The 13,477-nt window shown below is 39.8% G+C and carries 9 protein-coding genes and 1 pseudogene; 2 read left to right on the plus strand and 8 right to left on the minus strand.

All coding sequences use genetic code 11. The annotated features are described in order from the left end of the window. From H7254_RS19090 to deoC, 8 genes and pseudogenes are all read right to left on the minus strand, one after another. Positions 1-732 (minus strand): annotated as a pseudogene (locus H7254_RS19090) (alpha-2-macroglobulin); the annotation flags it as partial. A 361-nt stretch (positions 733-1,093) separates the two neighbouring features. Continuing rightward, the gene (sucD, locus tag H7254_RS19095; RefSeq protein WP_301934488.1) at positions 1,094-1,969 is read right to left on the minus strand and encodes a succinate--CoA ligase subunit alpha; all 876 of its coding nucleotides are present in this window, start codon (positions 1,967-1,969) and stop codon (positions 1,094-1,096) included. Positions 1,970-2,151: 182 nt separating this feature from the next. Then, complete coding sequence (locus H7254_RS19100) at positions 2,152-2,979, minus strand: ABC transporter ATP-binding protein (protein WP_301934489.1); 828 nt, start codon at positions 2,977-2,979, stop codon at positions 2,152-2,154. Between the two features lie 45 nt (positions 2,980-3,024). Next, a complete protein-coding gene (locus H7254_RS19105) occupies positions 3,025-3,768 on the minus strand; it encodes an ABC transporter permease (RefSeq protein ID WP_301922825.1) in 744 nt (247 codons plus the stop codon). 121 nt (positions 3,769-3,889) lie between these two features. After that, a complete protein-coding gene (locus tag H7254_RS19110) occupies positions 3,890-6,238 on the minus strand; it encodes an NADP-dependent malic enzyme (protein WP_301934490.1) in 2,349 nt (782 codons plus the stop codon). A 474-nt stretch (positions 6,239-6,712) separates the two neighbouring features. Next, positions 6,713-7,915, minus strand: coding sequence for a M20 family metallopeptidase (locus H7254_RS19115; RefSeq protein ID WP_367875460.1), 1,203 nt, complete (start codon positions 7,913-7,915; stop codon positions 6,713-6,715). Between the two features lie 86 nt (positions 7,916-8,001). Beyond that, a complete protein-coding gene (locus tag H7254_RS19120) occupies positions 8,002-8,457 on the minus strand; it encodes an SPOR domain-containing protein (RefSeq protein WP_301934491.1) in 456 nt (151 codons plus the stop codon). A gap of 28 nt (positions 8,458-8,485) precedes the next feature. Next, positions 8,486-9,148, minus strand: coding sequence for a deoxyribose-phosphate aldolase (gene deoC / locus H7254_RS19125; protein WP_301934492.1), 663 nt, complete (start codon positions 9,146-9,148; stop codon positions 8,486-8,488). 118 nt (positions 9,149-9,266) lie between these two features. On the opposite strand from deoC, the gene H7254_RS19130 reads away from it, so the two are divergent. Both H7254_RS19130 and H7254_RS19135 read left to right on the plus strand, forming a co-directional pair. Beyond that, entirely contained in the window at positions 9,267-12,293 is a 3,027-nt protein-coding gene (locus tag H7254_RS19130; protein WP_301934493.1) for an amidohydrolase family protein, read from the plus strand. Between the two features lie 67 nt (positions 12,294-12,360). Next, a partial coding sequence (locus H7254_RS19135) for an amidohydrolase (RefSeq protein WP_301934494.1) occupies positions 12,361-13,477 on the plus strand: 1,117 nt, incomplete at its 3' end.

A 13,477-nucleotide genomic window follows, 5' to 3' on the forward strand; every position in this document is an offset into this window, starting at 1 on the left:
ATGTAAAGCAGCAGTATCTTTAGTTGTAAAAGAAGTTGCAGCAAACTCCGCTGCCGGTGCAAATGCTTTGGGGTTATCGATGGTAAACTGGTACGCAGGTTTTATAAGGTCTCTTTCATCATTTTTAAAATAATCCAGCCCCCTGAAAGCTAAAAAATCAAAAAGAGTTGGGCGAAGTTGCTGTGTATTTTCTCCTTTAACAATTACAGGATCAAAACGGTCAATTTTAGTGGTTTGTAATAAGCTTTCATTCGCAAGGGAAGCCTCATATAGTTTACCAATAGTAGCATGTAATTTATCCAAAGTCCAGGTAGTAATGTCATTTAATTTTTCTTCGGACAATGCCGTGCGGTCGTAAAATTTATAGCGGTTATTTTGCAGGTATTGCCAAAACATTTCAGCCTGCATGCTTTGTAAAATATTTTTAGCAGGTATTTTGGCTTTGGCTATTAAAGTGTCTATATAAAATATATTGTTTTCCCTGCTGTCTTCCTGTACCATATTGCGATACCTTATCTGGTAGATGGCTGCTTTTATTTGTTGTGCATCGTTGTCATCTTTTACTGCCATATTGTAAATAGCCATCACTTCCTGCAATGCAGATTTTGTTAAACCCTTTTTTTCAAAGGCGGCTGTCTTTGCCCAGTTTTTTACATACTCTGTAGATGTTTGTGCCGTGGAAGTGAATGCTAAACCAGTAAAAATTACCAGTAAAATTTTATTTAAAAACATACCTGAAATATTTTAATTACAAGATACAGCTTGTCGCTGAGCTGTTGTAAAGACATAAAATTAATACAACAATAAACAGATGTGCAAACTTCATTTTTTGCATAAATATCTACCATGTTTTTTCTTTAACATTTTGTAAAGTTGCTTTAATAGTTAAGCGGCATAGTGTTTGAATAATGTAGGGATGATGCGTATAGAGTAAATGAATTGATGAGGAAGAAAAGCCTGATGCATCTAAGATACCTGGTAAACAGGCAATAAAAACCACCAGGTATATTACGATTAATCCCGTTGAATACTACACAAATAAAGCCCCCCGATTTATTGGGGGGCCAATTGTTTTATTTCAAAAGAGAATCAATTATTTATTAAGCACTTCAGCCATCGTTTTTCCAATATCAGCAGGACTTGCCACTACATGAATACCACAAGCTGCCATGATTTTCATTTTAGCTGCAGCAGTATCATCTTCCCCACCAACAATAGCACCGGCATGGCCCATGCGGCGGCCTGGAGGAGCTGTTTGACCAGCAATAAAACCTACTACAGGTTTTTTGTTACCGGTGGATTGGATGTAATTAGCTGCTTCAGCTTCCATACCGCCACCAATTTCGCCAATCATTACAATAGCATCTGTTTCAGGATCATTCATAAATAGTTCTACCGCTTCTTTAGTAGTGGTGCCAATGATAGGATCGCCACCAATACCGATTGCCGTAGAAATTCCCAGCCCGGCTTTGGCAACCTGGTCGGCAGCTTCGTAGGTAAGGGTACCACTTTTAGATACAATACCAATTCTTCCTTTCTTAAAAATAAAGCCGGGCATAATGCCTACTTTACATTCTTCTGCAGTTATAATGCCTGGGCAGTTTGGCCCTATCAATCTTGCGTTTGTACTTTTTAAATAGTTTTTAACCTTCACCATATCCTGTACCGGTATGCCTTCAGTAATACAAACTACCAGCGCTATTCCGGCATCAGCAGCTTCCATAATAGCATCCGCAGCAAATGCAGGTGGAACAAAAATGATACTTACATCTGCGCCGGTTGTTTTAACGGCATCGGCTACTGTATTAAATACTGGCTTATCTAAATGCGTGCTTCCACCTTTACCTGGTGTAACGCCACCCACCAGGCTGGTGCCATATTCTATCATTTGTGTGGCATGAAATGTACCTTCTGTACCGGTAAAACCCTGTACAATAATTTTAGAATCTTTATTAACGAGAACTGACATGGTATCAATTAAGAATTAGAAATGAAAAATTTTAATTTTCGCAAAGATAGGGGGAGTAAATTAGCAAATGGGAAAATTTGGAAATTAGCAAATGAAGTGTTCCGGATAAATTTGCAGACAAAGAATTGCAAATTGGAATATCTTAGTTTTTTATATTTCCCAATTTTCAAATTTGCAAATTATTATTTTATCTCTTCCCCGCTATTCAGTATTTCCTCCATATTTCTGTCGTCGGAAATAATTCCTTTGGCTTCCAGCATGCGCATGTCTTTGGCATCCTGTAAAAATTTGGAGGCAAAAATAAACTGGTTCAGTTTATCATTTTTAGAGAAGATTATTTCTTCATTATTGCCGGTCCATTCTTTCTGGCCTTCAAACAAGTATAGAATATTTTCTCCAATTTCCATTACACTGTTCATATCGTGTGTATTGATCACTGTGGTCATGTTAAATTCTTTGGTGATTTCGTGAATCAGTTTATCAATCACCATGGAGGTTTGCGGATCAAGGCCGGAATTAGGTTCATCGCAAAATAAATATTTTGGATTCAGCACAATGGCTCTTGCAATGCCTACTCTTTTTTTCATACCGCCGCTGATTTCTGCAGGAAATTTTTTATGCGCATCTTCCAGGTTAACCCTGTCAAGCACTTCATTAACACGTTTTAATTTTTCACCGCTTTTCATTTTAGCAAACATATCCAGCGGAAACATCACGTTCTGTTCAACCGTCATACTGTCAAACAACGCAGAGCCCTGAAACAGCATGCCTATTTGCTGGCGCAAAAGTTTTCTGCTTTCTTCATCCATATCAGTAAAGTTTACACCATCGTATATAATCTCCCCGCTATCTGGCTCAAACAAACCTACCAGACATTTTTGTAAAACAGTTTTGCCGCTGCCACTGGTACCAATGATGAGATTACATTTACCCGTCTGCATCACATGGCTTACATCATCCAATACCACCTTATCCCCAAAACTTTTTTTGATATTTTTAAATTCAATCATACCCCGGTTAAGTTAAAAGTTTTAAGTAATAAGTAAAACAACTTATTAATGGGTTAACAATAACTGTGTTAAAACATAATCTGCAAACAAAAGCATAACACAACTAACCACTACGCTTTTGGTACTGCTGCGGCCAATTTCGAGCGCCCCACCTTTTACATAATATCCATAATAGGCAGGTATGCTACTAATGATAAAAGCAAATGTATAGGATTTGATGAGTGCAAATGTTACATTGTAAGGAATAAATTTTAACAACAAACCCCGGTCGAATGTATCGGCAGATAATATGCCGGATGCAACACCAGCAAGCCTTCCGCCCCAGATGCCCAGCACCATCGAAATAATTACCAACAGCGGAATGGTTAATAATGCTGCAGCAATTTTAGGCAAAATTAAATAGGCTTTTGTATTAATGCCCATAATTTCCAACGCATCAATTTGTTCACTCACCCGCATATTACCCAGTTCGCTGGCAATTTTACTGCCGATTACACCAGCCAATACAATACATACCAAAGTAGGTGCAAACTCCAGTATAACGGTATCCCTTACAATTTGTGCAATGGTTTCGGCTGGTATTATAGGGCTTACCAGCTGGTAAGATGTTTGAACAGCGCTAACCGCACCAATAAATACTGAAATGATAGATACAATACCCAATGAACCAATACCGATATCATTGCATTGGTGCATGAATTCTTTCCAATACATTTTAAAATTCTCCGGCCTGGAAAACATGCCTTTGATCATTAAAAGGTACCGGCCGAAATGTGTAAAAAAATCCATTATTGGTTTATTATTTACTGATTTTTAAAACGAAGATAAATTTTGATTTTGATACTTTGATCCATCTGAACAGGCTTTCGTGTAATTAACCAAAAATAATACACTACAAAAAGGACAAAGTTTACAAATCGTGCGCCGTTTTTTTAAAACGTTTCCACCAGTTGCTTTTATCTACTTCATCTGCTGTGTTGGTTTCACTTTTCATCTGTGCATCAACCACTGCTATCAGTACCATGTTAAAAATAGACCGGATAGAACTTCCTAACTGAAGCACATGCACTGGTTTCTTTAATCCCAATAAAATAGGGCCAATAGAATCTGCACCGCCTACCTCCTGCAATAAATTATAGGCAATATTACCGGCAGCAAGATTTGGAAAGATAAGGGTATTCACTTCCCCATCCAGTAATTCTGTAAAGGGATAATTGTCTTTTAAAATTTCTTTATTAAACGCCAGGATGCCCTGTACTTCGCCATCACATACCAGGGTGGGATCTTTTGCCTTTACTATTTCTCTTGCCTTGCGCACCAGGTTGGCTTCGTCAGAATTACTGCTGCCGAAGTTAGAGTAGGAGAGCATTGCAATACGGGGAACGATGTTAAATTGTTTTACCTCTTTGGCGGTAAGCAAAGTAATTTCAGCCAGTTCCTCCGCAGTGGGGTTAAAGTTGATGGTAGTGTCGGCCAAAAACAAGGGGCCACGTTTTGTTAGCAGAATATACATGCCAGCAATTTTTTTAACGCCTTCTTCTGTACCAATTGTTTGCAAAGCAGGACGGATAGTTTCTGGGTAACTCCGGGTTAAACCGCTAATCATACAATCTGCATGTCCGGTTTCTACCAGCATACATCCAAAATAGTTTCTGTCCCTCATCATCTTGTGCGCTTCATGCTTGTTGATACCTTTTCGTTGCCGCTTTGTATAAAACAACTCACCAAATTGTTTACGAAGATCATGGTATTCATCTGCTTTGGGATCAAGGATAGGCATGTCTTCCAGGTCAATACAATTGTCTTTAGCCAGTTTGGTAATTCTTTTTACATCGCCCAGTAAAATAGGATAGCCTACACCTTCTTCTACCACAAGCTGCGCCACTTTTAAAATCTTTATATTTTCAGCATCCGCAAATACAACCCGTTTAGGATCTTTACGGGCTTTGTTACCTATTACACGACTCAACTGGTTATCCAGTCCCAATCGCTTATTCAGTTCAAGTTTATAGGCTTCCCAATCGGTGATGGGATATTTTGCCACACCACTTTCCATTGCGGCTTTTGCAACAGCCGGTGCAACGGTTGAAAGTAAGCGGGGATCCAATGCCTTTGGTATAATATAATCGGGCCCAAAGGAAATTGTTTTTGCATTATAGGCAAGATTTACAATATCTGGTACCGGCTCCCTGGTTAGGGCAGCCAAAGCCTTCACTGCAGCCATCTTCATGGCTTCGTTGATGGTAGTGGCCCTAACGTCGAGGGCACCACGAAATATGTATGGAAAGCCTAGTACATTGTTTACCTGGTTGGGATAATCACTGCGACCGGTAGCCATAATTAAGTCTTTACGGGCTTTAACGGCAACATCATAGGCAATTTCAGGATCTGGATTTGCCAGTGCAAAAACAATGGGATTTTTTGCCATGCTTTTTACCATTTCGGCACTAACCACATTACCTACACTAAGGCCAATAAATACGTCTGCATCTTGCAATGCTTTTACCAGATCGTACTCTTTATATTTTTCATCCACACAAAAATCCTGTTTCAGCTCTTCCACATCTGTTCTTCCTTTATATAAAATTCCTTTTCGGTCAAACACCATAAAATTGCTATGCTTTGCACCCAGCGATTCGTATAATTTCATACAGGCCATTGCAGCAGCGCCTGCACCATTTACCACAATTCGTACCTGGTCTATTTTCTTTTTTTGTAATTCCAGCGCATTTAATAAACCGGCAGCAGATATAATTGCGGTGCCATGCTGGTCATCGTGCATGATGGGGATTTTTAACAGCTTCTTTAGTTCCTGTTCAATATAAAAGCATTCGGGTGCTTTTATATCTTCCAGGTTGATGCCGCCAAATGTGGGTTCCAGCGCTTTTACAATCTGTACAAATTTTTTCGGATCTGTTTCATTTATTTCAATATCAAATACATCAATATCAGCAAAAATCTTAAATAAAACGCCTTTGCCTTCCATAACGGGTTTACTTGCTTCGGGACCAATATTGCCGAGGCCCAACACAGCGGTACCATTGCTGATAACGCCTACCAGGTTGCCTTTGGCGGTATATTTGTATACGTCTTCCGGGTTGGCCGCAATCTCCAGGCAAGGCACGGCCACGCCCGGTGAGTAAGCTAAAGAAAGGTCTCTTTGTGTTTTGGATTCTTTGGTGGGAACTACTTCAATTTTCCCCGGCCTGCCTTGGGCATGATACTCTAAAGCCTGTTGTTTGCTAAGTTCTTTTGACATACAGTGTATTTAATATCCCCCAATTTTATACGGCTGGAGAGTATGGCATATACATACTTATTTTAACCGGACTGCTGCAATTACGCTTTTAATAAAGCGGAATTGCAGCAATCATATTTTAGTAAATAAGGCGGCAAGTTACATAAATGATTTTCAAAGGATAAAAAGTAAAAGCGAATAGTAAATTTGCTAACCAGCGTAGCTAATGGTATATGTAACCCCCAAAAAAATACCATTTACGTAAAGCAAACGGCATAAAAAAATGTAAAAAAATAAAATTAATTCTTCTTCAATTTACCAATAGTCTTAGAATCTGCCTTCAATTTTTCAGAAAAAAAACTGTAGCTGGATACTTATCCAATTTGTTAGATACTTTTACCTGGAAAGTACATCCGCACTTTTAATTTTCTTAATAATTTAAAAACGTACAATTATTATATATATAAACTTGCCCAAATGAAAATACAACAAAAATTAAGTACGATCCTGCTCAGCTCCCGTAGCCCCCAGTAACGCCATCATACCCATTCCAATTTCAATAGCACCTTCATCAATATTAAAAGTAGGCGTGTGTACACCAATCGAAATTCCTTTTGCTTTATTACCCACACCCAGCCTGAAAAAACAGCCGGGTATCTGGTGAGAATAATAGGCAAAATCTTCGGCTCCCATTCTTAATTCTGTTTCTGATACATTCTCTGTACCAAGATAGGCTTCGGCTTTTTTACGGGCTGCCGCATTCAGTTTTTCATTGTTTAAAACAAAGGGATAACCCACATCAATTTTAATATCAATTTCTGCGCCCATACTGTGTACCAGTTCGGTGGCCATTTTAATAATCAGTTCGTGCGCCTTAAAGCGCCACTCTTCATCCATTGCCCTTAAAGTACCCATCAGCTTTACTTCTGAAGGAATGACGTTGGTAGTATATCCTCCCTGAAATGAAGTGATGGATAATACAGAAGGATTAAAAGGATCGTTGTTACGGCTGATAATTTGCTGCAGGCTAACGATTAAATGCGCTGCAATTAAAATAGTATCTGCTGTGTTTTGAGGTGCTGCTGCATGGCCGCCTTTAGCACGGATGGTAATATAAATTTCATCGGCACTGGCCATTACCATACCGCCACGAAAACTTAATTTACCCACTTCCAGTCCCGGGTGAACATGCAGGGCAAAAATGCTTTGGGGTGCCGGATTTTGCAGAACACCTTCTTTAATCAGCAGGCTGGCACCACCCGGATTTTTTTCTTCGCCCGGTTGAAAAATTAATTTTACTGTTCCTTCCCATTCATCTTTTAAAGTGCTTAAAATTTTTGCTGCGCCCAACAGGCAGGTAGTGTGTACATCGTGGCCGCAGGCATGCATAACGCCCGGTACGGTTGATTTGTAAGGCACATCATTTTCTTCCATAATGGGCAGCGCATCCATATCACCTCTTAAAGCAACTATTTTTTTATCAGGATTTTTTCCTTCTATCAAAGCTATTACACCCGTGGTAGCTTTAACTTCAAAAGTAATATTAAGTGCAGTTAATTTTTGCTGAATATAAGCAGCGGTTTTAAATTCTTTATAACTTAATTCCGGGTTTGCATGCAGGTGATGACGCACTTCAATCATCTCTGCAGCATATTGACTTGCTAAATTTTGTATCTGCTGTTGAAGGAGTTCACTCACGATTGGTAGGTTATTTTTATGGTAAAGATTTAATTATTAAATAATTAAAAAACATCCGCCGTAAAAAATAGTAGCAGCTGCAACTTTTAATTATTGCTGTCTTTATCTTTATCCGGCTTTATTTCGATGGTTTCGGGCAATAAATAAATGTTGTTGGTTACTAATTTACTGCTGATAATTTCTTTCTTATATTTTTCTGCATCTGCTCTTTCTAAAAAATTACCAAACCGCAGCTTGATGTACGGTGGCTGAAAACTCATGTATACTTTTTGTTCGGGAAAGCGTTGCAGTAACTCCGCCCTTACCTTCATTGCAGCGGGCCGGTTGCTGGTACTCAGTAACATCAGCCGGTATCCTCTTGCAGATCTGGGACCGAGTAAAGATCCGTTTGCTTCATTAAAAGCGGCTTCTTTTTTTGCCAGTACATCCAGCCTGCTGTCTTTAAATACTGTTATCTTTCCGGTATTGGTTGTATCTGTTACCTGACCTTTTGCCTGTAAAATAAAAAAGACAGGCAGTAACAATGCATAAAATTTTTTCATAATAAGCAATTGACAAAAACTGTTCCGGTTAGTTTTGTTGGGCAGCTTCGTTAACAATTTGTACACTGCTGCTGCAACCAATTCGTGTGGCACCGGCATCAATTAATTGTTTGGCAAAAGTATAGGTTTTTATGCCACCACTGGCTTTGATCTGTATTTTTTCCGACAGGTGTTTCCGCAGTAATTGTACCGCCTCAATGGTTGCCCCTTTTTCTGCATACCCCGTGGATGTTTTTATAAAATCCACACCGGCAGCGCCATACAAGTCACAACATTTTATGATTTCATCATTTGAAAGTATGCCACTTTCGATAATAATTTTTAACACTTTGTTGCCTCTTCTTACAACTGGTAATATAGCATTGATTTCGCTGGCTAAAAATTGCCAGTCATTATTTTTTATGGCACTGATGTTTATTACCAGGTCAAGTTCATCCACACCATCAATGATGGCTAAAACAGTTTCTGCTACTTTTGCTTCAATGGCCGAATAACCAAAAGGGAAGCCAACTACCGTGGCAACCTTAGTTTGGGTATCTTTTAATAATGCAACGGCCTTCTTTACAAAAAGCGGTGGAATACAAACCGCTGCAAAATGGTACAGGATTGCTTCTTCGCAACATTTTTCAACATCCGCAAGCAGGGTAGTTGGTTTTAATAGGGTGTGATCAATATAAGATGCAATATTCATAAAAATTAATTGACGCTAAATTACAGATTAATGGGACAAACTTTTACAACACTTTATTGCTGAACGCAATCATTCACTATATTTATTGTACCATCATTTGTTTACAAAATTTATTTTTATGAAAAAAATAAGGATTCTCTTTTTCCTTTCTTTATGTGTGCTCCAGACCTGGCAGGCAAAAGCTCAGGCAACATTTCCCGTAAATGATATTGCAAATCCGCAGGAAGACTGTTATGCATTCATCAATGCCACCATTGTTACCAACGCACAAACAACACTGCAAAATGCGGTACTGGTTATTCGTAAAGGAAAAATTGAGGCCGTTGGCAGTAAGGCAACCGTGCCCAAAGATGCAGTAGTAGTGGATTGTAAAGGCAAATATCTTTACCCTTCGTTTATTGATATGTATTCTAATTACGGTACAGAAGCTGTGCAAAAGATTGCTGGTGGCGGTTTTCGGGGCGCTTCACAAATGCTGTCCAATACAAAAGGCGCCTATGGATGGAACCAGGCCATTCGTTCAGAAACAGATGCAGCCAAAATATTTTCGGTCAATGATGTCAAAGCAAAAGAACTGAGGGCCGTAGGTTTTGGTACTGTACTAACGCACCAGATGGATGGGATATCAAGAGGTACCGGTGCAGTGGTAACGCTGGCAACAGAAAAAGAAAATATGGTGATGCTGAAAGAAAGAGCTGCTGCCAGTTATTCTTTCAACAAAGGAAGTTCAACGCAGGATTATCCTACTTCACTAATGGGTAGCATCGCTTTATTAAGACAGAATTTTTTAGATGCGCAATGGTACAAAACAAAGCCTGCTACTGAAGGGATCAATTTATCCCTGCAGGCATTTTTGGATAACCAGGGTTTACCGCAGATTTTTGAAGGCAATGATAAATGGAGCGATCTGCGTGCCGATAAAGTAGGAGATGAATTTAATGTACAATATATCATTAAAGCGGGCGGTAACGAATACCAACGGATCAATGAAGTAAAAGCCACGAACGCTTCTTTTATTGTACCGCTAAATTTTCCACAGGCGATGGATGTGGAAGATCCTGCGGATGCAAGATTTGTATCACTGGCAGATATGAAACATTGGGAATTGGCAGCCACTAACCCTGCTGCTTTTGAAAAGGCCAATATTAATTTTGCTTTAACTACCAACGGATTAAAAGAAACCAATACTTTTTTAAGTAACCTGCGTAAGGCAATACAACAGGGCCTTAGCCAGCAAAAGGCATTAAAAGCACTGACCGAAACCCCAGCCACTTTATTGGGTATGTACGATAAAGTGGGAAGCCTTGAAGCTGGAAAACTGGCGAATTTCTTAATTGTATCTGCACCCGTTTTTAGCGATAAAGCGGTGGTATATCAAAACTGGATACAGGGTAATAAATATATATTGAAAGAAGATGGATGGAACGATATACGGGGTAATTACACTTTGGTGATTAACAATGAGCCGAACACATTGTCTATAAAAGGGGAGGCCTCAAAGCCATCTGCAGAAATCATCGGAAAAGATACCACCAAGGTTGAGCTTATCATTAAAGATAAACTGGTGTTAATGGTAATTGATTATAAAAAGGACAGTACCCGTGATGCAAGACTGAATGGTATAATCAGCGATGATACCTGGAGCGGAACAGGGCAAACAATTGGTGGAAATTTATTAAGCTGGACCGCAATTAAAACGGCACCCCTGGTTGCTTTGGTGGATAGTGTAAAGAAGAAAAAAACGGATTCACTTGCAATAGTAAGTGGTACCATTACGTACCCGTTCAATGGATATGGCTTTACAGAAACACCTAAACAGCAAAATATTTTAATAAAAAATGCCACCATCTGGACCAGTGAAAAAGAAGGTATTTTGTTAAATACCGATGTGCTGATAAAGAGTGGAAAGATAGCAGCTATCGGTAAAAATTTAACTGATGCAGCCGCCAGGATCATTGACGGTACGGGGAAACATTTATCTGCCGGAATTATTGACGAACACTCACACATTGCCGGTACAGGGGGCATCAACGAATGTTCGCAGTCTGTTACTTCAGAAGTAAGAATTGGAGATATACTTGATCCTGAAGACGTTGATATTTACCGTCAGTTAAGCGGCGGCGTTACCAGCAGCCATATTTTACATGGCAGTTGCAATACCATTGGCGGGCAAACCCAGCTGATAAAACTACGCTGGGGAGCGACTGCAGAACAGTTGAAATTTGCCAACTCGGCTCCGTTTATAAAATTTGCGTTGGGCGAAAATGTAAAACGTTCTTATGGTCAAAGTAACAACCGTTTTCCGGATACAAGGATGGGTGTGGAACAGGTATTGACTGATGCCTTCACAAGAGCAAGGGATTATGAAAAAATGGGCCCGGGAAAAAGGCGGGATCTTGAACTGGATGCATTGGTGGAGATATTGAATAAAAAACGTTTTATCACCTGTCATTCGTATGTGCAAAGTGAAATCACTGCTATGATCCGGGTAGCGGATAAATTTGGTTTTATAGTAAATACTTTTACGCATATTCTGGAAGGATATAAAGTGGCAGATAAAATGAAAGTACATGGTTCCAACGCCTCTACTTTTAGTGACTGGTGGAGTTATAAAATGGAAGTGGTAGATGCGATTCCTCAAAATGCTTACCTGATGCAACAGGTTGGTTTAAATGTAGCCATCAATTCGGATGATCCGGAAATGGCAAGGCGTTTAAACCAGGAGGCTGCCAAAAGTGTGAAGTACACCAGTATGAATGAAGAAGATGCGCTGAAAATGGTCACTATAAATCCTGCGATAATGTTGCACGTTGCAGACAGAACAGGCAGTATAAAAATTGGTAAGGATGCCGACCTGGTTTTGTGGAGCGATAACCCTTTAAGCATTTATGCAAGGGCAGAAACCACAATGGTAGACGGCATTGTTTATTATGATATTGAAAAAGATAAATTACTGAGGCAAGGCATTACAAAAGAAAGAGCCAGGCTGATACAGAAAATGGACGGTGCTAAAAAAGGTGGCGAGAAAATGTCTCCACCGTCTCCTTCTTACAAAGAGCGGAATTATTGTGAAGAAGATCACCACGATGAAAAAACCTTTTGGGGTAGAATAAATGAGCACCAGATTTCCCTCGATAATCAATAAATGTTTTGATCAGTAACAATATTAAAGTTCAACAGGTTATTATTGCCTGCAGTCAAAAATAAACAGCATGAAAAAATTATTATTTCCAATCGCACTACTGTTTTCCGTTAAAGCACTGGCGCAGGAAAATATGCATCCTGCACCGGCACAAACCCGTACCATTGCACTCACCAATGGAGTGATACATATTGGCAACGGCCAGGTGATTGAAAATGGCATGATCGTTTTCAGCAATGGTAAAATTACCGATGTTCGTACAACGGCTCCCATTGCTGATATACAGATAATTGACCTTAAAGGCAAGCATGTATATCCTGGTATCATAGCTTCCAGCACCAACCTTGGTTTAGTTGAGGTAAGCGCAGTAAGGTCTACAGCAGACTACGATGAGCTGGGCGACATCAACCCAAGTATACGCAGTTTAGTGGCTTACAATGCCGATAGTAAAGTGATCAATACCTTGCGCAGCAATGGCGTATTGCTGGCCAACATCGTCCCGCAGGGCGGTACCATCAGCGGTACATCTTCTGTAGTGCAGCTGGATGCCTGGAACTGGGAAGATGCTGCGTATAAAACTGACAATGGTATTCATTTTAACATGCCTTCCCTCATTAATGTACCTGCGCAGTTTCGCAGGCCGGGTGCAGAAGAAGATCGTGTAAAACAAAGCCTCGAAAAAATAGAAAGTATCCGTGCTTTTTTACGCGAAGCAAAGGCTTATCATGGCGAAACAAACCATGCGCAGGTAAATTTAAAACTGGAAGCGTTACAGGGATTATTCAATAAAACAAAGATATTTTTTGTACACTGCGACCTGGTGAAAGAAATGATGATGGCGATAGAAATGGCCAGGGAATTTGATTTTAAACTGGTACTGGTAGGTGCAGGGGATAGCTGGCTGATGACCGATATGCTGAAGCAAAATAAGGTGGCTGTTATTTTATCGCAGCCACATAGTTTACCCACTACGGATGATGATGATGTAGACCAGCCTTATAAAACTGGTGCCGCTTTACAAAAGGCTGGTATTTTATTTACTATCTGCCAGGATGGTGGAGATGGTTTCTGGCGACAGCGCAACCTTCCTTTTCAGGCTGGTACCATGGCGGCTTATGGCTTAACCAAAGAAGAAGCGCTATCGGCTATAACTTTAAATGCAGCTAAAATTTTAGGCATTGATAACA

The sequence above is a fragment of the Ferruginibacter sp. genome (assembly GCF_014377975.1).
Classification (GTDB): domain Bacteria; phylum Bacteroidota; class Bacteroidia; order Chitinophagales; family Chitinophagaceae; genus Ferruginibacter.

What these genes read in the sequence shown, in the direction of transcription:
- H7254_RS19120 (WP_301934491.1), bottom strand. Translation starts at nt 8,457, where the DNA reads ATGAAAAAATTTTATGCATTGTTACTGCCTGTCTTTTTTATTTTACAG.
- H7254_RS19110 (WP_301934490.1), bottom strand. Translation starts at nt 6,238, where the DNA reads ATGTCAAAAGAACTTAGCAAACAACAGGCTTTAGAGTATCATGCCCAA.
- deoC (WP_301934492.1), bottom strand. Translation starts at nt 9,148, where the DNA reads ATGAATATTGCATCTTATATTGATCACACCCTATTAAAACCAACTACC.
- H7254_RS19105 (WP_301922825.1), bottom strand. Translation starts at nt 3,768, where the DNA reads ATGGATTTTTTTACACATTTCGGCCGGTACCTTTTAATGATCAAAGGC.
- sucD (WP_301934488.1), bottom strand. Translation starts at nt 1,969, where the DNA reads ATGTCAGTTCTCGTTAATAAAGATTCTAAAATTATTGTACAGGGTTTT.
- H7254_RS19100 (WP_301934489.1), bottom strand. Translation starts at nt 2,979, where the DNA reads ATGATTGAATTTAAAAATATCAAAAAAAGTTTTGGGGATAAGGTGGTA.
- H7254_RS19130 (WP_301934493.1), top strand. Translation starts at nt 9,267, where the DNA reads ATGAAAAAAATAAGGATTCTCTTTTTCCTTTCTTTATGTGTGCTCCAG.